Here is a 25509-nt window from a genome sequence, read left to right as displayed (position 1 = left end):
TACGGAAGCATTCTAACAGAAAACGAAAACGTTTGCGTAATGCTAATTTTCGCTAATTTCAAAATAATTTACGGCGATATGAAAAATCATAATCGCCGCAATAAGTTAACGCTTTGTTACATCACTCATCTGATGACTCGTTTAGAAAAAATTAAGGCTTATATGCCCTTACCTCACCTTGTAAGCCCGTAAGCTCTTTTAAATGAGGCAAAATAGCCTGTAATTCTGACTTAGATGCACTAGGACCAATGTAAATTCGAGTCACTTGTCCAGCAACAGGACGTGCAGGTACGGTATATACCGGATAACCTGAGAAATGCATTTTCGCAATAATTTCTTCTACCTTCGCCGCATTTTTCAACGCACCTAATTGAACAACCCAAGCCTCGCCTTTCGGTGGCTGAGTTTCTTGTACTGGTGGTGCTGGTGGTTGTACTGGTGGCGTAACCACAGCCGGAGGCTCTGGTGTAGGCGTTGGCTGTTGTGGTGGTTGTACCGGTGGTGTAACAGGTACAACAGCAGGTGGTTCAGGTGTTGTAACAGCAGGTTGCTCGACACCTGTCACAGCTTCAGAAAGCATACCTTCAGATGCGCCTTCTGATGGAGTAGAAGGCACTGAAGTTTGCTCTATCGGGGCGATAGATTCTATTTCTTGCTCATCACCTGGTTTGGGTACTAAAGGAATAGAGGCGAACTGGTCTTCGTTATATTTCTTATCGCCGTCGAGCAGTGCGGGTAAAAAAATGACCCCTACTGCCACCAATACAACGGCACCGACTAAGCGATTTTGAAATTTACTTGCCACCCACACTCTCCTTTTCCAAAAGTTCCATCACATGCGCGACTGTATGAAATGAGCCACAAACCACAACAATATCGTTAGGAGCAGCATCGGACATTGCTTGTTGCCATGCATTTTCAACACTATCGAATACCATTGGTTTCTCGAGATGTTGAGCTAACACATCCGCAGAAGCGCCACGAAATTCATTAAGTGGAGCTACATACCAATGATCAGCCAATGGTGTTAAGCACGCTAAAGTTCCTGCGATATCTTTATCACCCAGCATACCAACAACAATACGCACTTGAGTATCAGATTTTTGTGGTAATTGTGATAACTTTTCCGCTAAATATCCTGCTGCATGAGGATTATGTGCCACATCAAAGATAACCAAAGGATGTTGAGAAATTACCTGAAAACGACCTGGTAATTGTGCACGAGACATACCGTCGACAATACTTTGCTGTGTTATTGCTTGGCTGACTTTGTCATCAGATTTAAGCAAGCAACGAATAACCCCCATCGCTGTCGCCGCATTGGCTAGCGGAATATTAGGGATTGGCAGCGCATCAAATTCACAGTCAACACAACGCCAATGCCAGTGATCATCTTCAATAACAAAGGACCAATCTGTTCCACGACGGAAAAGCTTTGCTTGTTTTTCATTGGCAACTTGTGCAATGGAATGAGGCATATCTGGCTCACCCACAACACCATAATGATTGGCTCGGAAAATACCTGCTTTCTCGTGGCCAATATGCTCTCTATCTGCGCCTAACCAATCAGTATGATCGAGGGCAATACTTGTGATAGCAGCAATATCCGCATCAACGATATTTGTCGCATCTAACCGACCGCCTAATCCTACTTCAAGAATAACAACATCAAGTTGTGCTTGTTGAAATAACTTCAGCGCAGCCAGAGTGCCATATTCAAAAAAAGTGAGCGAGATATCGCCTCTAGCTTGTTCAATTTCTGCAAAAACCTCACAGAAAGCATTTTCGGAGAGTTCTTTGCCTTGGATACGAACGCGTTCTGTATAACGAACAAGATGAGGGGAGCTATAAACGCCGACTTTCAATCCTGATGCTATCAAGATTGACTCTAGCATATGACAGGTTGTGCCTTTTCCATTCGTGCCTGAGACAGTAATTACCTTAGGCGCAGGACGTAACACATTTAATATTTTTCCTACCTTGCCTACTCGCTCTAACCCCATATCGATGGCGCTGGAGTGTAAATGTTCAAGATAAGAAAGCCACACCGACAAAGGCGATGTGGCTTTAGGAGCAGTTATGATATTAGACATCTTCTTTTTTATTCGTTTCGATGTTAATTTCTGGCTCGTTGTCTGTAGATTCAATTTCATCAGCAATCATTTCTTCACCGATGATTTCATCTTCATCTTCTACTAAATCATATTGAGTCAGCTTAGCCAGTAATTCAGCCAGCTCATCACGCATTTGAGGACGACGAATAATCATATCAATCGCCCCTTTTTCTAACAGGAACTCACTACGTTGGAAGCCAGCAGGCAGTTTTTCACGTACTGTTTGTTCAATAACGCGGGGACCTGCAAAGCCAATCAATGCTTTAGGTTCAGCAACGTTGATATCCCCTAACATCGCTAAACTGGCAGAAACACCACCCATTGTAGGGTCAGTCATAACTGAAATATAAGGTAAACCACGCTCTTGCATTTTTGCTAATGCTGCACTGGTTTTGGCCATTTGCATTAATGACATCAGCGCTTCTTGCATACGAGCGCCACCACTTGCAGAGAAGCAAACTAATGGGCAGTTATCTTCGAGTGCTTGTTCAACCGCACGAACAAAACGCGCCCCAACAACAGAAGCCATTGAACCGCCCATAAACGCAAATTCAAAGGATGCAGCAACAACTGGCATCTTTTTCAGCGTTCCTTTCATCACGATTAATGCGTCTTTTTCTTGCGTTTGCTTTTGAGCAGCGCTAATTCTGTCTTTGTATTTTTTAGAGTCGCGGAATTTCAGAATATCTTTAGGTTCTAATTCGCTACCTAATTCTGTTGTACTTCCTGTATCAAGGAAAGTCTCAAGGCGACGGCGCGCTGAAATGCGCATATGGTGATCACATTTAGGGCAAACCTCTAAATTGCGCTCTAATTCTGCGCGATAGAGTACCTGCCCACAGCTATCACATTTAGTCCAAACCCCTTCAGGGATATTGGCTTTACGTGAACTTGTGATAGTGCTTTTGTTTAGAATTTTTTCAATCCAGCTCATTAATGGACCTTTTCGTCTGAATCTGACCTTCGCCAGTAAAATTATTGTTAGCGTATCAACCACAATACACTGGCTGTGTGGTTAGCAAAGTTTATGATGATACCGCTTACTGAATTTCAGCGCATCTCTTTATTATGGCTATTCTACGGCAAAAACTGATGATAACTGCTCAAACCTCTTTGTTATCACTTTCTTTCTTTGCTTTTGCACTCGCTCTACGATGGCGTAAGATCTCAATAACGCCCGGTAAAATAGAAATAACAATAATGGCAACAATTAGCAATTTTAAGTTCTTTTGAACTATATCTAAGTCACCAAAAAAGTATCCTGCATAAGTAAATAGCAGTACCCATGCAATTGCCCCAGTAACATTATAAAAGGCAAAGTGACGATATGACATTTTACCCATTCCTGCAACGAATGGCGCAAAAGTTCGGATAATCGGCACGAATCTTGCCAAAATTATTGCTTTACCACCATGCTTTTCATAAAAAGCATGGGTTTTATCTAGATATTCACGACGGAAAATCTTTGAATCAGGCTTACTAAACAGTTTTTCGCCAAAAAGTCGTCCAATAGAATAGTTAACCGCATCACCTAAAATAGCTGCACAAAGTAGCAGTAAAACAATAATATGAACATTCACATCATTAGTTTCTAATGAAGCTAAAGCGCCAGCAACGAATAATAAGGAGTCTCCGGGTAAGAAAGGCGTTACTACCAACCCTGTTTCACAGAAAACAATAAGAAACAAAATGGCATAAACCCATGTACCATATTGAGCAACAAGCTCAGCTAAATGGGCATCAATATGTAAAATAAAATCGATTAGAAATTTTATTAAATCAACAAATTGCGTTAATATTTCCATAAATCCTCAGAAAACTGGGTGTTTTTATGATTGAGATATCTCAATAGGGTTATCCGCTAAAAATAGTGGCCCCATTGCAGGTTTTGGTAATTCAAATTGCTCAGGATAATCCACAGATACCAAGTACAGTCCATTTGCTTTGGCTGTTGCAGCCGCTTTGGTTCTGTCTTTTAAGGCTAATAATTCAGCCATCCAAGTAATATTCTGATTGCCACACCCTATTTCTAGAAGACTGCCAACAATATTTCTCACCATATGATGAACAAACGCATTCGCTTTAATATCCACGACAACATAGTCACCATATCGAGAAACATTGACATGCATAACGTTACGCCATGGCGTTCGAGATTGACATTGGACAGCTCTAAAAGAGGTAAAATCATTTTCACCCAGTAGACATTGTGCTGCTTGATGCATGCGTTCAGCGTCTAAAGGATAATGAAAATGTGTCACTCCAGATGACAAGATAGCGGGACGATAGCGATGATTAAAAATCACATAGCGATAACGTCTTGCTGTTGCACTAAAGCGAGCATGAAAATCGTCAGAAACTGTTTTTACCCAACGTACTGCAATATCCGCAGGTAAATGGGTATTCACTCCCATAGTCCAAGCGGGATCTTTGCGATGTGCCGTTGTTTCAAAATGGACAACTTGCCCCGTTGCGTGAACACCAGCATCTGTCCTTCCAGCACAAAAAACCGATATAGGCTCATTAGCCACTTGTGAAAGTGCTTTTTCTAGCCGTTCTTGTACACTACGCACTTCATTTTGGCGTTGCCAGCCATAATAGCGACTACCATCATATTCAACGCCTAAAGCAATTTTTATTGTTGTGCTTTCAGAGGCAACCGCTGACTCAGTCAAGGGCTGTTCTGTCACTTCAGCACTCACTTGCACATTCATTAGTAAAACTGCTCCTGCATTAATTGCTCTGCTACTTCAACAGCCATTAATGCCCCGCCAAAGCGCACGTTATCTGCTACTGACCAAAATTGTAAGGCTTCTGGCATACCATAATCATTACGGAAACAACCTAAATTCAAGCTCACATTGCCTGAAGCATCAGTCACTTGTGTTGGAAAATCATTTTCATCACTGATATTCAGATCTTCATTTTCTTGTAATGTCTCACGCGCTTCATCACTCCCCATTGGACGAGATGTTTCTAATTGCACGGATTGCGCATTACCATAAAAAACGGGTGCTTGTAATGTGGTGACAGAAATAGGCAAACCTTCGTCTTGCAAAATTTTACGAATTTGGTCAACCATGCGACGCTCTTCTTGTATAGAGCCTTCGTCATCAACCATTAAAGGTAAAATGTTAAATGCTAATTGCTTATTAAAACGACCTAATTCAGGAGGAATACCGTTAAGTAAACGGGCACTTTGCCCTGCCAGTTCATCTACGGCTTGTTTTCCAAAACGAGAAACAGACATTAAGTTTGTCACGCTAAGGCGTGTTAAACCCGCAGATTCTGTTAATGGGTTAATGGCGCGTAATAATTGGCTTACCATGCTATCAGCTATTGAAACAATATTACGAGTACGGTATTCCGCTAGCATTGCACTGTTCACGCCAGGAACAACCAATGGTATATCCCAATCCATTGCAAAAATGCCACTACAATCAATAACAATACAGCCAGCATCAGCCGCTTGTTGTGCATATTGCGCACTGATTTCTGTTGGTGCGGCAAAGAAAGCTAATTGAATATCAGCCCACTCGATATTGTGAATACCTTGAACCGCAACACTTTTGCTGTTTACACGCACCGATTTTCCAATGCTATCTTCACTTGCGATTGCAGTTAATTCACCAATGGGAAATTCACGCTCTTGTAGCAGTTCTAAAATCGCTTCACCAACAGCGCCTGTTGCACCAACAACTGCAATATTCCAACCTTCTCCCATAAGATATCCTCCAATAACATAAATTTTTAAAAATAATATTTTGCTTTATTTGTGTGTAGTACTTTTATATGTAGCACTAAAGCCAATTGCATTTAATGTATCAACCGTAGTTTGATTATCACAAATGACATGGAGTGAAGACCACTCACGACGAACAGGATAAAATTTGCGTAATTTATCAAACTCCCCTTTTATTCCTGCTACTTTTCGTAATGGAGCATCATCACGACGCACATCATAAACAAGATGAATCAGTTGTTTTAAAAGTGTTTGAGTTAACTCACCTTGTACTGAAATGGTGGAAATAGTAGGTGCAGGTAACAGAGTTGATAATTCAACTTTTTGAGGCTGTCCAATAAAATCACAATAAGCTTCAAAAACTTGAGTTGTACCACGCGCCTTACCTTCTAAGGTGTAACCCGCAATATGTGGTGTTGCGATATCAACTTTATTTAATAACTCAATAGAGAGATCTGGCTCTGGCTCCCAAACATCCAACACAACGCGTAAGGATTTACCTTTCTCAAGTACAGACAATAATGCTTGATTATCAACAACATCGCCACGGCTCGCATTAATTAAAATACGACCTTCAGGTAATTTTTCGAGGTTGCTCTCATTAATTAAATGATAACTTTTGTATAAGCCTGATTTATTGAGAGGTGTATGGAAAGTTAGAATATCTGCTTTTTCTAACAATGTTTCCAATGGATGAAACTCTTCATCATCACCATTATCCGCTCTTGGTGGATCGCAAAGTAAAACATTTACACCCAATGCGCGAAGGCGCGTTGCTAATCGACCGCCCACATTTCCCACACCGACAATACCAACGACTTTATCGGTCAATTGAAAGCTATCTTGCTCTGCTAACATCATCAGAGCAGAAAATACATATTCAACAACCGCGATAGCATTACAACCTGGGGCTGATGAAAAACCAATTTGTTGCTGTTTTAACCATGCAATATCTACATGATCGAAACCCGCAGTCGCGGTTCCAACAAATTTTACTGGCTTGCCTGATAATAAGGATTCATTGACTTTAGTAATTGATCTCACCATTAAGGCATCAGAATCATTAAGCTCATCAGTAGGTAATGGGCGACCAGAAACAGCTTTTACCTCACCTAATTGGCGGAAAAGTTGTTCCGCATAAGGCATATTTTCATCAACCAGAATTTTCACGGTGTTATCTCACTGATTTGGTATTTATGTGTGTAAACAATCAATCGAAAAACAAAATTAAGCGGTCTATTTTGCCACTTATTCACAGTAAAGCCTATTATTGACAGTAAAATCCGCCTAGATTTTAAGTAAATATATGAAAAGAAGACTTAACAATTGGGTAATCGACGAAAACGTTCCGGTGTTGTGCCAGCATATTGTTGAAACATCGCAATAAATGAGGATGAAGAGCTATATCCCACATCAAATGCTATTTCATTCACGCTTTTCCCTTGTTCTAATAAAGAAATTGCATGTAAAAAACGTAGGCGCTTACGCCATTCACTAAATGACATGCCTAATTCTTGTTGGCAACGACGAGAAAGTGTTCTTTCTGAGGTATAACGCTTTTTAGCCCATTCTTCTAACGAGGTATTATCCGCTGGATCCTGCTCTAATACAGAAAGTATGGGAGCAAGTAATTTATCTTTAGAAGACGGTAAATAAGTATGATGTATTGGCGAAACTTTAAGTTGATCAATCAGTACTTGAGCTAAGCGAAAATCTTCTTCTGTTTGTGGTTTACACACACCACGATGAAAAAAGTCAGAAAATATAGTTGAAAAAATAGCACTTAATTGAATCAAACAAGGTTTATCTAATAATCCTTCACACCAACTTGGTGCGATATCTAGCACCTTAAAAGAGAGTGTTTTTTTATTGTAACTAGCATGCCCTACATTTTTGGGTATCCATACACTAAATTCTGGTGGCGCTAAAAACCGCCGTCCTCCAGCTTCTAAATCCATGACACCAGAAATCACATAAAGTAACTGACCAAAATCATGTTGATGATAAACAAACTCTGTTTCAGCTAATAGTTGTTCATCACGAAATCGAACTGTATCTGGATCAGACAATAACCATTGCATTTTTTGTTGTTCAATTGTCATCTTTATGTTGATCTCTTGTCATGTTGTCTTTATTGGCCTATCTGTTGTCTGGTTTTCATTATATATATCTAATCAGACAGACTTACAATAGCGACCTGGTTTAAAAATAGATGTGAGAACAATGAAAAACGCAATTTTTCCGCTTTTAGCGGTGTTAATCTGGTCCATTAATGCAGTTGTCAATAAAGCAGCCGCGTCTGTTATCGATCCTGCTGCAATCTCTTTTTATCGTTGGTTCCTCGCCTTTTTAATTATGACACCTTTTTTGGTCATGCCAGTTTGGCATCATCGTAAAACCGTCAAACAATATTGGTGGAAATTATTTATTCTTGGTGCATTAGGGATGGTGATGTACCAAAGTTTAGCTTATTATGCGGCACATTATGTTAGCGCAACATTTATGGGGATTCTGAACTCTCTCATCCCATTATTAACCGTTATTATTAGTATTTTTGTTTTACGTGTTGTACCTACGGTAGGTATTGTTTTAGGCACAGTGCTTTCAATTAGTGGCTTAGTTTGGCTAATTAGCCGTGGCGAACCTTCTCAATTGCTTTCTCAAGGTTTGGGTTATGGTGAGCTGATGATGTTTATTGCTTCGGCGTCATACGCCCTTTACGGTGTATTAACAAAACGATGGTCAATTGCACTACCTAACTGGCAATCACTTTATGTGCAAATTGGATTTGGTGTTCTGCTATTATTGCCAAACTTCTTTCTTGCCGAAAGTGTTGCGTTAACAAAAGATAATATTGGATTAGTTATTTTCGCAGGTATCGGAGCTTCTATTCTTGCACCTTATCTGTGGATTTTAGGTGTGATGAAATTAGGTGCAAATACGACCTCTATTTTTATGAACCTAATGCCATTATTTACTGCAATGATTGCTATCGCGCTTCTCGGTGAAGAAATGCATAGTTATCACTTAGTGGGTGGTGGTATTGTGTTACTAGGTGTGCTCTTAGTGCAACAACTTAGAACGCCGCTGAATTTCCGACGTCAGTCTGCTCAGAAAAAAGCAGATTGCCATCAGGAGATGTGAGTCAATGTCAAAAAGACAACAATAAAAAATGCCGGCTAAATTCTTAGCCGGTCACATTCATAATGTTAGGTTTAATAAATAAAACTGACACAAGAAATCAAAGTATAAAATATAAAGTAATACAAGTATCCGAGGCAAACATTACCAACTTTTATATTAAATAGCTCCTACTTATTTGTAATAAAATAACCCAGATCAATTTTTTTGCACTCTTTTTGTCTTATTCAACTTTTCCATTCACCTAACTCCATATAAAACAAAATATTTAATGATTTTGGATAGAATTAAATTAAACGATTGAAATAAAATGAAGCTAATTTATTTTTCTCAATATAAACAACATATTAACAAATTTTGTCTATTTTATTAGAATAATAAAATGAGTAACTATTAGGAAAGGTATTTTTAAACGTTATTTATATAATCTTTTTTTTATGATTTTTATTCGAAAAATATCTTTATTAGAATAATAAATTATTTTTCATAATAAATTTCAAATAAAAAAGCAGACTCCATTAAAATGAAGTCTGCTTTTTTTAATAAGTAAATATAAGTATATCTAACTATTTTTTATATTTACTCATGACTAATGAAGCATTTGTACCGCCAAAACCAAAGCTATTTGACATTACAGTCTCCAGCTTCTGTTCTGTTGGTTGAGTAATGATGTTCATCCCCATTGCTTTATCGTCTAATTCTTCGATATTAATGCTTGGTGCAATAAACCCATGCTCTAACATCAGTAAGCTATAAATTGCTTCATGCACACCAGCAGCACCTAATGAGTGACCAGTCATTGCTTTTGTTGCTGAAATAGCTGGAGTATGCGAACCAAACACTTCCGTGATAGCTTCAAGCTCTTTTAGATCACCAACTGGCGTTGAAGTACCGTGTGTATTGATATAATCAACTTTATCAATACCTTGCATCGCCATTTGCATACAACGCACAGCACCTTCACCTGAAGGAGCAACCATATCTGCACCGTCAGATGTTGCACCATAACCTACGACTTCACCATAGATGTGTGCACCACGCGCTAATGCGTGTTCTAATTCTTCAACAACCACAATACCGCCACCACCTGCGATAACAAAACCATCACGATTTTTATCGTAAGTACGAGAAGCTTTGGTTGGGGTTTCGTTATATTTAGTTGAAAGTGCACCCATTGCGTCAAATTCGCAGGTCATTTCCCAACTTAACTCTTCACCACCACCAGCAAATACAACATCTTGTTTGCCTAACTGGATAAGCTCAACAGCGTGGCCAATACAGTGTGCTGATGTTGAACAAGCAGAACTGATTGAATAGTTAACGCCTTTAATTTTGAAAGGTGTTGCTAAACAAGCTGAAACGCCTGATGCCATTGCTCGAGTTACCATATAAGGACCTACGCCACGTAGGCCTTTAGCTCTCATGCCATCAGAACCTTGCACTTGGTTACGTGGAGAACCACCACCAGAGCCAACGACTAAGCCAGAACGAATATTAGAAACTTGGTCTTCTGTCAGACCTGAATCAGCTATCGCCTCTTGCATAGATAAATAGGCATAAACCGATGCGTCGCTCATAAAACGGCGGATTTTACGGTCAATAAGACCTTCAGTATCAAGCTTAACGTTGCCCCAAATGTGGCTACGAAGCCCCATCTCTTTAAATTCTTCTGAGAAAGTTATCCCGGAACGACCTTCCTTTAAAGAATCCAGCACTTCTTTCTGGTTATTACCAATGCTCGAAACAATACCCAGACCCGTGATCACTGCGCGCTTCATTCATACCTCTTTACAATAATAGTTGTAGCTGCGGGATTTCTGACTAGCACTTTAGCGTACAGTTGTACGCCGAACAAGTCCGATCAGGATCTTTTTTACAAAAATACAGATAACCTAATAAAACGCTTTCCCCTTTAAGGCTGGCACAAGCTACCTAACAGCGCTAAGATGTTGGATAATTTTTTCGAGAAATACAGGCAGTTCCGTGAATAATAGCCCGATAAATACTGCGTCTTTAAGTTGGAATGAACTTGGTACGCCTATCTCTGAACAATTTGGCGATATTTACTTTTCAAACCAAGACGGTCTAGAAGAAACTCGACATGTGTTCTTACATGGAAATCATTTTCCATCACGTTTTGGTACACATGTACGCTCTGAATGTGTTATCGCAGAAACAGGATTTGGTACTGGGCTTAACTTTTTAACACTATGGCAAGCTTTCGAGCAATTTAGACAAACGTCTCCTGACTCTCGTTTAAAACGCCTTCATTATATAAGTTTCGAAAAATTCCCTCTGACTAAAAGTGATTTACGATCTGCACATCGCCATTGGCCTGAACTCGAAAAATATTCACAAGCGCTTTGTTCTCAATGGCCATTAGCCATTGCAGGTTGCCACCGCATTATTCTTGCTGATGGAACAATCACATTGGATTTATGGTTTGGTGATATCAATACCTTGTTACCCCAAACACGCCAAGCGCTACATAACAAAGTGGATGCATGGTTCTTAGATGGTTTTGCTCCTTCTAAAAATCCACAAATGTGGAGTGAAACTCTCTTTCAATCGATGGCTGATTCAATGAGAGAAAACGGCACATTTGCAACATTTACCGCCGCAGGGATCGTCAAACGAGGTTTGCAAAATGTTGGTTTTGAGATAAATAAAATCAAAGGATTTGGTCAAAAAAGAGAGATGCTGACAGGTGTTTTTCCACATACTCCATCCCCTGAGTTTCTCCCTTACTATGCAAGACCAAGTGCAACCAAAGCACAGAATATTGCAATTATAGGTGGCGGTATTGCCAGCACATTTACGGCACTTTCGTGCCTAAGAAGAGGCGCCAATGTCACCTTATATTGTGAAGATAAACAACCTGCAACTAATGCCTCAGGCAATCGACAAGGTGTGTTATATCCTTTACTTAATGGCAAATCCGATGAACTAGAACAATTTTTCACAACCGCATTTCTATTTGCTCATCGCACTTATGACAATTTGAGTAAAGCAGGTATTCCTTTTTCACATCAATGGTCTGGTGTCGCACAGATTATTTATAACGAGAAAGTTCGTAAAAAAGCACAGAGAATTATGGATAATTCTATACCTTTTGCTCAAATAGCATGTTATCTCGATGAAAATGAAATCAATAAACTCAGCGGAATAGATGTTAATTGTGATGCATTGTTTTACCCACAAGCGGGATGGCTTTCACCGACTGAGCTCACGATCAATACATTAAAATACGCTGAACAATTAGGTTTAACGTTGCGATTTAATCATCAAGTCACTCAAATAAGTGCGCAGAAAGCATCTTGGTGCTTAGATATTGTTCATCACGATGGAGTGAGTGCGACACAATTTCAATCACAATATGATTGCGTTATTTTGGCAAATGGACACCGAATCACAGACTTTACTCAAAGTGCAAAATTACCCATTAGCGCAGTTAGAGGTCAAGTTAGCCATATTCCAACAACAAAGACATTATCAAAACTAAAAACGGTACTTTGTTATGATGGCTATTTTACGCCTGTTGATCACCAAGATAATTTGCATTGTGTAGGAGCAAGCTTTCGCCGCGATCGATTAGATTTAGCTATTTCGACTCAAGAGCAAGAAAATAACCAAGCTCATCTTATACAGTGTTTAGCAAAAGCCCCTTGGGTTAAAGAAGTTGATTTTAGCCGAAACGAAGCGCGAATTGGGATTCGTTGCACTATTCGCGATCACCTACCGTTATTAGGTGAAGTACCTGATTTCGAAAAATTGCGCGTGGCATACACGCACTTAGATAGATTTAAGCGTAGAAGACAAACACCCGCTTTAGCTCCTGCTTATCATCAACTTTATATTATCAGTGCGTTGGGCTCTCGTGGATTATGTTCAGCGCCTTTATCAGCTGAAATTCTGGCAAGTCAAATTTTTGATGAACCTTTTCCGGTTGAAGATGATGTATTGAATGCCTTACACCCTAATCGTTTTTGGGTAAGAGCATTACTACGAGGAAAACCGATTGAAGTGAAATAGCCAAGGTGATAAGTAGTATTGAAGCACTTAATTGAAATGATTATTAATAATAAAAGAAAATATTTTAGCCAAATAACTCATATCATACCTCCAAACGCCATAAATGTAGCTACAATGTAGCTACTTTTAATGGTGACTACTCCCCACCCGCATTGGCCGAGGGTTTACGGCGTTTTTCGCTAAAAAACGTTTCTTTGTATAAAAAAACTAAACCTCAAATTTCATTGCACAGCGCGTTTCTTTTACAAAACCCCCGCTTTCAACTTCATTATTTAAGATTTCTTGCAAAGAATGAGGAATTTCGCTTTCTGACAAAATAGAAAAACCTAAGCGTTGATAATACGGCGCATTCCAAGGAACATGGCGAAATGTCGTCAACGTAACGGCACTAAATTGATGTGCCTTTGCTTCATTTTTTACTTTTTGAATAAGTAATTTACCAATACCTCTATTTTGCCAAGCTTCACTCACTGACAACTCATGAATAAATAAACTTTCAGGTAATGGCATCGTCATAATAAAACCAACTGGTTCATTCTCACTATTAACAGCCACCCAATGCCCTTTATGGTTAATAAAGGCTAAATGTTTTTCAACACTTTGTACGCCACTCTCACTTATCCAACTTAAATCTTCTAAAGTACTAAAAAGTTGCCCTGCTGATTGCTCGATAGCAGGCAATTTAATTGCATCATCAATTTGTGTGGGGCGAAGAGTAATATCGTTATTTTTTATTTCGTTTTGTGTTGTTGTCATCTCTTTTTCCAGCTCAGGTGTTTTTATACTTTTATGCTTAATTTATTAAAAAGCCATCCCGTAGGATGGCTTATGTTAAAGCTAAAATAATTTCTTATTTTTTAAATCGTTAATCTTTAGGTAATATGCCATAAGATTGAAATTTACCACTATCTTCCATAAACTGATTATAATACTTGTTGTCTTCTACAGAGTCTTTCACGGCTCTATTAGCATACGCGCTAGAGACAGCGAGTGTCGCCTTATAAAGTTTATCTTTTAATGTTTTATGGATCTTCGGATCTTCACTTTCTTGAATTTGATTTAATAATGAAACTAGCTCTTCTGCTTCAGCTTGAATATCAGGATCAGTAAATTCTGCTGTCGGTAACATATAGTCTAAATCAAGATTAACAGAATCGTTATATTCATCTTCTTGAGTAAACGGAGCTAAATCTTTACTGTATTCCGCTGAAATATATTTAATAAATTCAGGTTTATCAAAGCATTTGTTTTTTATGCTACCGTCATTATTTTTATTGCGAGTGCGGATTTCATTAGGAAATGGCTCGCCTAAGGCATAAGTACACTGAAAAACATTACCATCAATTAATGTGGCATTAGTACTACGCACTGGAAGTTCAAATTCATAGCCATTAATAATAACTGGGTAATCGACAGGTTTAAATTGATCTGTTTTTCCCTTTACTGCATAAACTTCAGAAAGGGTGTAATACATAAAATTATCAGGATTTAATATGCCACCATTATTATGGTCATAAACCATAAATCGAGCATCATTACCGGCACTATCTTTTAAATTATGCTCACCAGGTGATAGTGTTATGTAGCCATTTTTACCCGGCTCTACATGATATTCTTTACCATCGACGCTAAAACTAATGACTTTTTCACTTGGATTACTGTAATAAAACTTATTTTTTTTATTATCTAAATCAAGTTGATCACAAGCAGATAAAAATAAAACAGCGCTAGTCAGTAGTCCTATTTTAAAGAAATTTTTCATCGTATCGTTATCCTTATCATAAATATTCTATGCAAATCATTTGCATCCCGAGAAACATTCCTAAAAAACATTTAAAAGTAATTTTACAGAAATGGCAAGGAGTTACAAAAGATAGCACTATTATGCTTAATCAATGAGAGATACATCGACTTTGAAAAATCAAATAAAAACAATTGATAAATAGTAAGGATCAATTTTTGTATAAAAACCAATCTAATTCAACAGTAAATATCTTAAATATAACTTAGAGGCAGTGATCTTAATAAGATTTTAAGAAAGAAAAAAACAACCGATTTATGCCGGTTGTTCTCTTAGTAGACATGCCGAATTAATTAATTGAGTTAACTAAATCATGCCATGTAGACAAAACTAACGCTTGATCTGGAGGTGAAAGCTCGCCTGCTTTTATCGCCTTTTGAATGCTCTCTTCTACACGCGTTCTTAACGCTTCTAACTGTGTGTTATTTTCTTGCTCAAGTTCAGCAATAGCCAGTGTAATATGGCCTTGTAAATACCCGCCTGCAAATAACTCATCGTCAGAGGCATGTTCAACACGGCTATCAATTTTATCTAATAAGTACGCTTCATACTCAGAAAGCATTATTTATCCTCAATATATAATGTTGCTACTTTTTTATATTTACCTTGTATTAGCAAAGCATAAATACGTATGTTCTAGCAACCTTACTACTTCAGACTCCACCCTATTGGGTAAAACCTTCACAGTGGATAGGCGATAGTTATTCTCGCAATCCTTAATTAACTAAAGGATTTTCCTGATAAGGAAACATCTCTTCCGTTAGCTCTGAGGTATTGTAAAACAAATGTAACGCATTAATAAATAGCTGTGCTCGAGGTGGCGTGTTTTTATCTCGTAAATAAGCGAGTACTTGTTCTCTAACTTTATTTCTAAATTCATAGCGGTCAGGTTCAAAGTTACCTTCTAAATTGTCACAACTGACATTAAAAGGATAACCAGCAGCTTGGCAAAATAACCAATCCAATGCTTGAGGTTTGATTTCTACAACTTCAAACTGTCCTTGAGTGGTTTCATCTCGTCCATCTGGGCAATACCAGTAGCCATAATCAACTTGTTGACGACGAGCCTCTCCGGCGATACACCAATGTGATATTTCATGTAATGCACTGGCATAAAAACCATGAGCAAAAATAATTTGGTGATAAGGTGTCTCTTCATTTGCAGGCAAATAAATCGGCTCATCATCCCCTTTAACTAAACGGGTTTGGAAACTTTCGCTAAAACATTGATTAAAGATATCAATTAACTGTTGATAATGATGTGCTGACATTTAAAAACCATCTATTCCTAATTAAAAAGAGCAGAAAACCAAAGTGCAATAGTATCGCCATGATTGTCATGTATGAGTTTGATGCTCATCAAAAAGGAGATAATGACCAGCATAGGTCTTATTAATTTTTGCCCTTTTGTTAAGACTAAACCTGCACCTAAGCGAGCGCCAATAAACTGCCCACAAAGCATAATTAAACCAATAGTCCAAATAACCTGCCCACCAATAATAAAAAACAGTAAAGAGCCAAAGTTAGAGGTGAAGTTAAGTAACTTAGCATGAGCCGTCGCTTTTGAGAGATTATACCCAAGTAACATGACATAACCTAAAGCGAAAAAAGAGCCTGTTCCTGGTCCAAAAATACCATCATAAAAACCGACGCCACCACCAAGCACTGCACCAAATGTATAGTAGCCAATACGTTGTTTACTGTCTTGAGCGCCTATTGATGGAGTAAGAAGAAAATAGAGACCAATAGCTATGGTAAGAATAGGAAGCGCTTGTTTAAGGATTTCTGGATTAATAAACTGCACCAACATGGCACCAGAAACCGCACCAATAAAAGTCATTAAAATTGCAAATCGCTGCGCTTTTAAATCAATAACTTTTCGACGTATAAAATAGAGCGTAGCCGAAAACGAGCCACCTACCGATTGCAGTTTATTCGTTGCGAGAGCCTGAACAGGCGGGATACCAGCAGATAACAAAGCTGGAATAGTGATTAACCCACCACCACCAGCAATCGAATCTATAAAACCTGCGATTAAAGCAACAAAGAAGAGAAGAAGGTAGATGCCATCTGAAAAGAGCCAATCCATTTATCTATCCGAATTATTAGGAATGAAGGACGTGTTGCTGTGTTTATCTCATTTATTTAAAAAAGCTACAGCAACACGATCTGAGCATAATAAAATTAGGCGCTCACACCTTTAAAGCTAACATCAAACTTACAACAGTTTATCGACTACGTTATTGACGTAGAATGATTACCATTGCATTAATGGAGGTACAACGTCACCACATTGACCACGTTGGCGCAATGCATGATCGAGCAACACAATTGCCATCATTGCCTCTGCAATCGGAATAGCGCGTATTCCCACACAAGGATCATGACGACCTTTGGTTATCATATCGACTTCTTCGCCATCACGATTTATCGTTTTACCAGCAATAGTAATGCTAGATGTTGGTTTTAAAGCGATATGAGCAACAATTGGCTGACCACTGCTAATTCCACCTAAAATGCCACCTGCATGGTTGCTAGTGAAACCACTCTTAGTGATTTCATCTCTATTTTCAGTGCCTTTTAATGTCACAACACCGAAACCATCACCAATTTCAATTCCTTTAACAGCATTGATACTCATTAATGCGTGTGCTAAGTCTGCATCTAGTCTGTCAAAAACTGGCTCCCCAAATCCTGCTGGCACACCCTCTGCAACCACAGTCACTTTTGCACCAATCGAGTTACCTTCTTTTTTAAGCGCACGCATATATTCATCAAGTGCTTCTAAACGAGAAGGATCTGGGCAGAAAAACGGATTAGTTTCAACGATAGACCAATCAACAAGATCACAAGTAATTGGGCCTAGTTGAGAAAGATAGCCTTTTACTTCAATACCCATTTTCTCTTTTAGGTATTTTTTTGCGATTGCACCAGCAGCAACACGCATTGCGGTTTCTCGTGCAGAAGAGCGCCCACCGCCACGATAATCACGCAAACCATATTTTTGCTCGTAGGTATAATCAGCATGACCAGGACGAAAAACATCTTTGATTTCACTGTAATCTTGAGAACGTTGATCCGTGTTTTCAATCAGTAAACCAATGCTTGTTCCTGTTGTAACACCATTAAATACACCTGATAAAATGCGCACTTGGTCGGGTTCACGGCGCTGAGTGGTATAACGTGATGTTCCGGGTCTACGTCTATCTAAATCAACTTGTAAGTCAGCTTCTGTTAAAGGCAATCCAGGAGGTACACCATCAACAATGCAACCTAATGCAATACCATGAGACTCACCAAAAGTCGTGACTCTGAATAATTGTCCGATACTGTTTCCTGCCATCCCTTTATTCCTATCTTTTACTGTGTGATGTTATCAATATGTTATTTGCAATAAGTAACAATCTACCGTCTCATTGCTGTTACATCAACGTTTATCATTGGATAAAACAGTGTGAGTGTTCAACAAGTTGTTCACGGGTCAACATGAAAACACCAAGTCCACCATTTTCAAACTCAAGCCATGTAAATGGAACTTCTGGGAATTGCTCAATAAGATGAACCATACTATTACCCACTTCACAGACTAAAATACCTTTTTCACTCAGATATTCAGGGGCTTTTAGTAGGATTTGTCTCGTAATATCTAGACCATCAATACCCGAAGCTAATGCTAATTCAGGTTCAACTTGGTATTCATCAGGTAAATCACCCATATCTTCGACGTCGACATACGGAGGATTTGTCACAATAATATCGTAAGGCGTTGGAACAATAGCGTTAAATAGATCTGATTGCATTGGATAAACACGATGCACTAAACCATGATTTTCAATGTTAAATTCAGCCACTTCCAGAGCATCTTCAGAAATATCAACCGCATCGACTTCAGCATCTTCAAACTCATGAGCACAAGCAATCGCAATACAGCCACTTCCCGTACATAAGTCGAGAATGCGTGTTGGCTCTTGCTGAATTAAACCATCAAAATGGTTATTGATTAATTCACCAATAGGAGAGCGAGGGATAAGCACACGTTCATCAACATAAAATTCGTGACCACAAAACCAAGCGCTATGAGTTAAATAAGGGACTGGAATTTTTTGCTCAATTCGGCTTTCGATAAGCGTAATGATTTCCATCTTTTCAGAAGTTGTTAACTTGGTTGATAACAGTGCATCTGGAATATCTAAAGGAAGTGCAATGGTTGGTAATACAAGCTGTAATGCTTCATCCCACGCGTTATCTGTGCCATGACCATAATAAATATCAGATGAATTAAACTGACTCATAGCCCAACGTAACATATCTAGGATAGTGCTTAGACCAGCAACCGCTTCCTCTTTTAGTGTTATATCCAAAACTGTTGTCCTCTGAAGAAATAGAAAGTCTGTAGTTTGCCATGAAGATGGCGATAAATCAGCGGGAAACCATAAAAAAACATCACTACATTATTATTCTCTTTACCATAACCATACACTTACTATGGTTTTAAACTTCAATCAGCTAATTAAAAGCAAAATTTACGATCTACCCATAAATAAAAATTAGTGTTTTATACTTTTAATTTAACTTTTATTAGCAAGTTAATGAAATTGAACCATACTTAAAACATGAAAGAATTAACTGTGTACTAAATGCGCCTATAGATTTTTTTCATTCGATATGCAGTCATTTTAAAGCAAATAGCTAATTTTAAAGACTATTTTTGATATCAATTTATCGTTTTTTATCGCAACCTGAAGATATAACAACGTTTTATGTTCCACAGATATCATGAGTAGAGCAACTTGTTAACCAGCCTATATTTGCTAACTATGTGACTATTTCGGCAGGGTAAATTCCCTGCCTTTTTTTATGCTAAATTTATAGTCTATATTTTTTATCTCTAACACTATTTCATGTACTATTGCCTGATAAAGACAGTAACACTATGAAGAATCGTAAAAAATGAATAAAAAATTTTCATTGCCACCTTCTGAAATTGAGTTATTTCAGGAGATGATAAAAGGCACTAAGAAATTAGCTCAAGATAAAATACTTCATTCACCAAAACGTAAAAAAGTGACACACTACGCTGTTGAACGTTTACAACAAGAGCAAGTTGACGCCTCTTATTATTTTTCAGATGAATTTCAACCTAACTTAGCCACAGAAGGCCCCATGCGCTATTTAAGAGAAGGCGCTAATGCTTATGAATTAAAAAAACTACGTCGTGGTGATTATGTACCTGAGTTTTTTCTAGATTTGCATGGATTAACACAACTAATTGCAAAACAAGAGATTGGCGCATTAATTGCGGCATGTAGACGAGAGCATGTTTATTGTGCCTGTATTATGCATGGTCATGGCAAACATATTTTAAAACAACAAACGCCACTTTGGTTAGCACAACACCCTGATGTAATCGCTTTTCATCAAGCCCCAAAAGAATGGGGAGGCGATGCTGCATTATTAGTCTTAGTGGAAAACGACGATATCGCTCGCCGCTAAACCCCAAAAATTCTATCGCATTAACCCTTAAATCACCTATCAGGTGAAATAAGGTGTTAATTACTTTCTTAGATAATTGATTTAAATTTCATTTCAATGTTGAGGGTGACACTTGCCATAGCAACTCCCCTGCTCCTTTTGATAAGTCAAAATCAACACAAGCAATGGTTGATGTTGAAAACATAGGAGCACACACAGCTGGGCAGAGTTCAGCGACAACATAGCCAACTAAAGGTAAGTGAGAAATAACAAGAATATTTTTATATCCTGTATCTCCCAAGGCACGTAAGTAATGTGCAACATGTGAAGGATTACCACCGGGGATAAGCCCATCATCTATTTCTATTTTACTAGGTAGCGCTAAATCTGCTTTTACGGCATCCAATGTCTGTTGAGCACGTAAATAAGGACTAACTAAAACATAATCGATTGTATGTCCCTGCGTTGTCATCCATTCAGCCATTTTTATTGATTCACTTTTCCCACGTTCAGTCAGTGGTCTTAGTGCATCGCTAGCAGCATCAAGAGCCGCTTCTCCGTGGCGCATAATAAAAATTTGCATAGTAAATTATTAAACCTATTTTATTTTTGTAATTACTGGTATTTACACTTGTAAGATACTTAATTTAATTCATTTTAAATCAATATGTTCCCATATAAAATCGTCAATACCCTAATTGCAATAGCATTATTAATCTTTTTAAGGTCATGCCCTTGGTTTACAAATTAACATCATTTTCAGAATTTTATTTTAAAAAGCTTTGTTTTTAAATTTATTTTCAAATAACTATTTTGCCATATCTGGCTATAATTAACACTTTCGACCTCTTTTTCCATTAAAAATTCACCAATTATTAATCTGACGCAAAGAGTACAAGAAAAAAGGCGCCTAAGCGCCTCAATCAAAACAAATGTCACAAAAGGAAAAAGCAATGGTAAAGAGATGATATTAATCGTAAAAACGTTCATTTCGTTTAGCCATTTCCACTAAACGCTCACAAGGGCGATATTTTTCTCCATATTTATCGGCAAGTTGGTTAAGTTTTTCTTCCACCTTTGTTGTTCCCATACTGTCCATATAACGGAATGGGCCACCAAAAAAAGGAGGAAAACCGATACCAAATACAGCACCAATATCACCATCTCGTGGTTGCTTTATAATATTCTCATCTAAACAACGAACCGCTTCATTTAACATTAATAATAAACAGCGTTCCGTAATTTCAGAGGAAGACAATTGGTTTTTAGGCTTAATTTGTAATAGTCGATATATGGCTGGATCAGGTTGTTTTTTATTTTTACTGAATGAGAAAGGTAATGCATGTTTTGCATAAAGATAAAAACCTCGTCCATTTTTACGACCTTTTCTATCATCAGCAATAATGGCATCCACAGCAGGAGGAGAGGCAAATCTTTCACCAAATGCATTCACTAATATTGGTGTTATTTTTGTGCCAATATCAATACCCACTTCATCCAATAACTGAATAGGCCCTACAGGGAAACCAAACTGGACAAGTGCTTTATCAATATTCTCAATAGGCTCCCCCTGTACTAAGCAGGTCAATGCTTCGCTGATATAAGGAGCAAGGATACGGTTGACGTAGAATCCAGGTTTATCACCAACAACTATTGCAACTTTGCCCTGTTTTTTAGCAAAAGCTACCGTTGTAGCAATCGTTTTTTCATCCGTATTTTCATGTGGAATAACTTCAACCAAAGGCATTTTTTCTACTGGACTAAAATAGTGAAGCCCGATCACTTTTTCTGGGTATTTTGCTGTTTCTGCAATTTTATGAATAGGAAGCGAAGAGGTATTTGAAGCAAAAATAATTTTACCTTTCCCCACGCCTTCAATATCTGCGACCATCTTCTGTTTTAAAGCAAGATCTTCAAAAACAGCTTCAACAATAATATTTGATTGATGGAAACCGCTGTAATCCAAGGAGCCCGAGAGCAACCCCATTTGGCGCTGACGTTCACGTGCAGATAATCTTTTTTTACTCACTTTGGCTGAAAGCGCTTTCCAACTATAATTAAGTGCCTGAGCAATTCCCTTATCACTGATATCTTTAATTCTTGCTGGTAAATTACCTTTTGTCGCCGTGACAAAGGCAATACCACCACCCATTAATCCACCACCTAAAATACCGATATGATGCAAATTATCTGGTTTTTCGGATGATCCTGTCTCATTCTTAAGTGCCGTAGAAGCAAAAAAGAGATGTCTTAATGCAGATGAAACTGGCGTCATAGCAAGTTCACCAAACGCATTTGCCTCTTCTTTAAACCCTGCTTGAATATCTTTTTCAAGACCACGTTCTATAACATGAAGAATACGCTCTGCTGCTGGATAGTGGCCTTTTGTCTTTGCCAATGTACGTTTTTTCGCTTGCCCAAAAAGAATATTTCTACCTAACGTTGTATTGGCCCAAAAACGATCCATCACTGAATGTTTTTTCTGTTCTTTTTTACCCAATAAAATCCATTTAGCAGCAACTTCTAATAGAATATCTTGTGAGACAACATCATTTACAAGACCTAATTTTAAGGCTCTCTTCGCATTAACTTGTCTCCCCGTTAAGATCATATCTAACGCAGATGTCACACCAATAAGACGTGGTAAGCGTTGAGTACCACCGGAACCAGGCAGCAATCCAAGTTGCACTTCAGGAAGCCCTAAACGCGTTTTGCTATTATCAGAACAAATTCTCCCATGACAGGCTAAGGCCAATTCAAGCCCTCCGCCAAGGCATGCGCCATTAATAGCGGCCACAACTGGCAATGGGTAGTTTTCAAGTTGAGTAAAAAGATCCTGTCCTGCTTTTGCTAATGCACTCGCCTCTTCTTTAGTTTTACAACCCGCAATCATGGAGATATCCGCACCCGCAATAAAACTGTCTGTTTTACCTGAGGTGATAATTAATCCTTTTACACCAGAATGTTGCTGAGCTTGCCTTAAAACATCTTGAAATTGCTGCACAAACTCTGCTTTTAGCGTGTTTACTTTTTCACCAACAACATCGATGCTGATAACACCCACTTTGTCATTACGAACTGAGAACTGAAAAACAGATGATTTTTCTAGTGTTGTTTGTTGTTCCATTATTCCACCTCCAAAATCATCGCTGCACCCAATCCACCCGCAGCACAAGCAGTGGTTAACCCAAAACCTCCACCTCGACGTTTAAGCTCATGTAGTGTCTGTGTGACCATTCTTGCGCCAGTCGCAGCAAAGGGATGTCCATAAGCAATAGAACCGCCTAGTACATTAAATTTATCCATATCCACTTCTCCAATCGCCTTGGATAATCCTAGTTGCTCTTTAGCAAACCGTTCACTGGCAAACAGCGTCAAATTACTGAGTGTTTGTGCGGCAAAAGCTTCATGCATATCAATTAACGTTAGATCACTCAATGCAAGACCTGCGCGAGAAAGCGCAAGTGGTGTGGCATATGATGGCCCCAATAGCATATCTTTCCAGACATCTGTCGCTGTAAAAGCATAACTGCGTAAATAACCTAAAGGTTGATAACCAAGACTTTTAGCAACAGATTCTTTCATCATTAATACCGCGGCTGCGCCATCCGTTAATGGCGTACTGTTTGCGGCGGTGACACTACCATGTCGACGATCAAATGCCGGTTTTAGTTTGGCGTAAGAATCAAGAACAGAGTTTTTACGGATATTATTATCTTGATGGAAACCTTCTTTGTAAGGCGGAAAAAAAGCGGTCATCACTTCATCATTTAGTTTTCCCATCTCCCATGCTTTAGTTGCTAATTGATGGGAACGATGTGCTAATTCATCTTGAGCAACTCTAGAAATATGATAAGTCTTTGCCATTTGCTCTGCGGTGTCTCCCATGCGTAATCCTGTTGAATACTCAGCAACGGCAGGCGCTACAGGGAGCAAATCTCGAAATCGTAATTGGCTTAAATAACTTAATCGTTGACCTAATGATTTAGCCTTATTAAGACTTAATAAAACATCTGCAAGCTTTTTACTAACACCAATAGGCAAAACTGAAGACGAATCTGCGCCACCAGCAATACCGACAGAGACATGTCCTGCCATCATACTTTCAGCAACATTAGCAATCGCCTGAAAGCTTGTTGCACATGCTCTTGTTACACTATAAGCATCAGTTTTTACACTTAATCCTGCACCGAGCACTATTTCTCTAGCAATATTAGGTGCTTCTGGCATTTGAACCACTTGTCCGAAAACAAGTTGATCAATAATTTCGGGAGGAATTTCATTGCGAGTCACTAATTCTTGAACCACTGAACGCCCTAATTCAACCGCAGGTATTCCTCGATACGCAGTCGCTTGTTTAGCAAAAGGTAAACGTAGCCCGCTGACAATGGCGATGCGATCTTTCATAGCACTGTTCGTTGATGACTTCATAACGGCTCCTGACAAAATGATTTCCTAACACCAAAGAGGTCTGACCTGATAATAGTGTTAACAAAAATTTCACTTTTCAGAAACGTCATTTTACGAGAAGTGGGAGTTAGCGCTCAATATTTCGATGAAATGTCTGAAACTTAACAATAATGATAGAAAAGATAATGGTGTGATCGAGAGAGATAAAAAAGGCTGTTGAATTTCAACAGCCTTAAATCTATTAATTTCAGAGGATTAACGTAATCCCAGCTGGAAAATTAGGTTTTCTGCTTCACAAGAGAATGTAAAATCAGCGGTTAGTTGAACACCACCATCAACATCAGCAAATTGTTGATTAATTTTGCAAGGCTCTGAAGCGATAGATTGTGCTTTTGCACTAAGTTGATCTAACATTGCTTGCGCCTGTACTTTATCAGCGAAGACATGCTGATATGACGCTGTGCAATTCTTATTGTCAATAATAGTACCCACATCTACACAACAGCAAGCAGCGGTTTCTTCTGCACTACAACGATTAATTGCGTCTGCCATTTTAGTCTCCCAACGAAAGAAATGTTAATTATCTATCATAATCATAAAAAAATAAAATAAACTGCTTTAGCTCAAATTTTATTACAATTTTACAAAAATAATTGATTTTTCTGTTTATTTAACAATCAAAAACATCTTTATTGGGATATTTTGTGAAAAATATGTTAACCAAATCCCAATTATTGAATCAAAATGGAAATATTTGTAAAACATACTTGCAACATTTAGGGTGATCAACTTTATAC

General features: G+C 38.4%; 23 protein-coding genes. 3 read left to right on the top strand and 20 right to left on the bottom strand.

The features are described 5' to 3' along the window. Positions 1–151: 151 nt before the first annotated feature. The 8 genes from dedD to JEP36_RS06850 form a co-directional block, all read right to left on the bottom strand. Positions 152–805: a cell division protein DedD gene (gene dedD, locus JEP36_RS06885; RefSeq protein ID WP_196533833.1), complete on the bottom strand. Its 654-nt coding sequence runs from the start codon at positions 803–805 to the stop codon at positions 152–154. Then, positions 795–2093: a bifunctional tetrahydrofolate synthase/dihydrofolate synthase gene (gene folC / locus JEP36_RS06880; RefSeq protein WP_198630022.1), complete on the bottom strand. Its 1299-nt coding sequence runs from the start codon at positions 2091–2093 to the stop codon at positions 795–797. Before folC ends, dedD begins: the two co-directional genes overlap by 11 nt. Continuing rightward, complete coding sequence (gene accD / locus JEP36_RS06875; protein ID WP_109370914.1) at positions 2086–3048, bottom strand: acetyl-CoA carboxylase, carboxyltransferase subunit beta; 963 nt, start codon at positions 3046–3048, stop codon at positions 2086–2088. Before accD ends, folC begins: the two co-directional genes overlap by 8 nt. Before the next feature lie 169 nt (positions 3049–3217). Further along, positions 3218–3919: a DedA family protein gene (locus tag JEP36_RS06870; RefSeq protein ID WP_109370915.1), complete on the bottom strand. Its 702-nt coding sequence runs from the start codon at positions 3917–3919 to the stop codon at positions 3218–3220. 24 nt (positions 3920–3943) lie between these two features. Beyond that, a complete protein-coding gene (gene truA / locus JEP36_RS06865) occupies positions 3944–4828 on the bottom strand; it encodes a tRNA pseudouridine(38-40) synthase TruA (protein ID WP_232797506.1) in 885 nt (294 codons plus the stop codon). After that, entirely contained in the window at positions 4828–5838 is a 1011-nt protein-coding gene (locus tag JEP36_RS06860; protein ID WP_196533837.1) for an aspartate-semialdehyde dehydrogenase, read from the bottom strand. The genes truA and JEP36_RS06860 overlap by 1 nt, the downstream gene beginning before the upstream one ends. 45 nt (positions 5839–5883) lie before the next feature. Further along, the gene (gene pdxB, locus JEP36_RS06855) at positions 5884–7026 is read right to left on the bottom strand and encodes a 4-phosphoerythronate dehydrogenase PdxB (protein WP_198630021.1); all 1143 of its coding nucleotides are present in this window, start codon (positions 7024–7026) and stop codon (positions 5884–5886) included. A 149-nt stretch (positions 7027–7175) separates the two neighbouring features. After that, positions 7176–7958, bottom strand: a complete 783-nt coding sequence (locus JEP36_RS06850) for an AraC family transcriptional regulator (RefSeq protein ID WP_198630020.1) — start codon at positions 7956–7958, stop codon at positions 7176–7178. Positions 7959–8079: 121 nt separating this feature from the next. On the opposite strand from JEP36_RS06850, the gene JEP36_RS06845 reads away from it, so the two are divergent. Further along, positions 8080–9000, top strand: a complete 921-nt coding sequence (locus JEP36_RS06845) for a DMT family transporter (RefSeq protein WP_109370919.1) — start codon at positions 8080–8082, stop codon at positions 8998–9000. 563 nt (positions 9001–9563) lie between these two features. Here JEP36_RS06845 and fabB read toward each other — a convergent pair. Next, positions 9564–10775 (bottom strand): beta-ketoacyl-ACP synthase I, encoded by a 1212-nt coding sequence (gene fabB / locus JEP36_RS06840; RefSeq protein WP_088495099.1) that lies wholly within the window; start codon positions 10773–10775, stop codon positions 9564–9566. A 205-nt stretch (positions 10776–10980) separates the two neighbouring features. Here fabB and mnmC point away from each other — a divergent pair, with 205 nt between their 5' ends. After that, entirely contained in the window at positions 10981–13029 is a 2049-nt protein-coding gene (gene mnmC / locus JEP36_RS06835) for a bifunctional tRNA (5-methylaminomethyl-2-thiouridine)(34)-methyltransferase MnmD/FAD-dependent 5-carboxymethylaminomethyl-2-thiouridine(34) oxidoreductase MnmC (protein ID WP_198630019.1), read from the top strand. A gap of 207 nt (positions 13030–13236) precedes the next feature. Here the strand turns inward: mnmC and JEP36_RS06830 are convergent, their stop codons facing one another. The 7 genes from JEP36_RS06830 to prmB all read right to left on the bottom strand — a co-directional run bounded on the left by JEP36_RS06830 (position 13237) and on the right by prmB (position 19137). Next, entirely contained in the window at positions 13237–13785 is a 549-nt protein-coding gene (locus tag JEP36_RS06830) for a GNAT family N-acetyltransferase (RefSeq protein WP_198630018.1), read from the bottom strand. Between the two features lie 109 nt (positions 13786–13894). Next, the gene (locus tag JEP36_RS06825; protein ID WP_198630017.1) at positions 13895–14791 is read right to left on the bottom strand and encodes a hypothetical protein; all 897 of its coding nucleotides are present in this window, start codon (positions 14789–14791) and stop codon (positions 13895–13897) included. Positions 14792–15119: 328 nt separating this feature from the next. Continuing rightward, positions 15120–15392: a YfcL family protein gene (locus JEP36_RS06820; protein WP_109370924.1), complete on the bottom strand. Its 273-nt coding sequence runs from the start codon at positions 15390–15392 to the stop codon at positions 15120–15122. Positions 15393–15546: 154 nt separating this feature from the next. Beyond that, entirely contained in the window at positions 15547–16101 is a 555-nt protein-coding gene (locus tag JEP36_RS06815) for an elongation factor P hydroxylase (RefSeq protein WP_198630016.1), read from the bottom strand. A 17-nt stretch (positions 16102–16118) separates the two neighbouring features. Further along, positions 16119–16919: a sulfite exporter TauE/SafE family protein gene (locus JEP36_RS06810; RefSeq protein WP_198630015.1), complete on the bottom strand. Its 801-nt coding sequence runs from the start codon at positions 16917–16919 to the stop codon at positions 16119–16121. A 168-nt stretch (positions 16920–17087) separates the two neighbouring features. After that, positions 17088–18173: a chorismate synthase gene (gene aroC, locus JEP36_RS06805; RefSeq protein ID WP_198625803.1), complete on the bottom strand. Its 1086-nt coding sequence runs from the start codon at positions 18171–18173 to the stop codon at positions 17088–17090. A gap of 94 nt (positions 18174–18267) precedes the next feature. Then, positions 18268–19137 carry a 50S ribosomal protein L3 N(5)-glutamine methyltransferase gene (gene prmB / locus JEP36_RS06800; RefSeq protein ID WP_232797528.1) on the bottom strand — a complete coding sequence of 290 codons (870 nt, stop codon included), beginning with the start codon at positions 19135–19137 and terminating at the stop codon, positions 18268–18270. 643 nt (positions 19138–19780) lie between these two features. Here prmB and smrB point away from each other — a divergent pair. Further along, positions 19781–20323: an endonuclease SmrB gene (gene smrB, locus JEP36_RS06795; protein WP_109370928.1), complete on the top strand. Its 543-nt coding sequence runs from the start codon at positions 19781–19783 to the stop codon at positions 20321–20323. 88 nt (positions 20324–20411) lie between these two features. Here the strand turns inward: smrB and sixA are convergent, their stop codons facing one another. The 4 genes from sixA to JEP36_RS06775 all read right to left on the bottom strand — a co-directional run bounded on the left by sixA (position 20412) and on the right by JEP36_RS06775 (position 25264). Continuing rightward, complete coding sequence (gene sixA, locus JEP36_RS06790) at positions 20412–20885, bottom strand: phosphohistidine phosphatase SixA (RefSeq protein ID WP_196533845.1); 474 nt, start codon at positions 20883–20885, stop codon at positions 20412–20414. 387 nt (positions 20886–21272) lie between these two features. Next, positions 21273–23429 carry a fatty acid oxidation complex subunit alpha FadJ gene (fadJ, locus tag JEP36_RS06785; RefSeq protein WP_198619750.1) on the bottom strand — a complete coding sequence of 719 codons (2157 nt, stop codon included), beginning with the start codon at positions 23427–23429 and terminating at the stop codon, positions 21273–21275. Further along, entirely contained in the window at positions 23429–24733 is a 1305-nt protein-coding gene (gene fadI / locus JEP36_RS06780; protein WP_109370932.1) for an acetyl-CoA C-acyltransferase FadI, read from the bottom strand. Before fadI ends, fadJ begins: the two co-directional genes overlap by 1 nt. A 234-nt stretch (positions 24734–24967) precedes the next feature. Further along, positions 24968–25264, bottom strand: a complete 297-nt coding sequence (locus JEP36_RS06775; RefSeq protein ID WP_006533378.1) for a YfcZ/YiiS family protein — start codon at positions 25262–25264, stop codon at positions 24968–24970. Between the last annotated feature and the right edge of the window lie 245 nt (positions 25265–25509).

It is taken from the genome of Proteus sp. PR00208 (assembly GCF_016238545.1).
GTDB lineage: Bacteria > Pseudomonadota > Gammaproteobacteria > Enterobacterales > Enterobacteriaceae > Proteus.
Note: the sequence above shows the minus strand (reverse complement) of the source record. Positions and strands in the feature narration are given on the sequence as shown.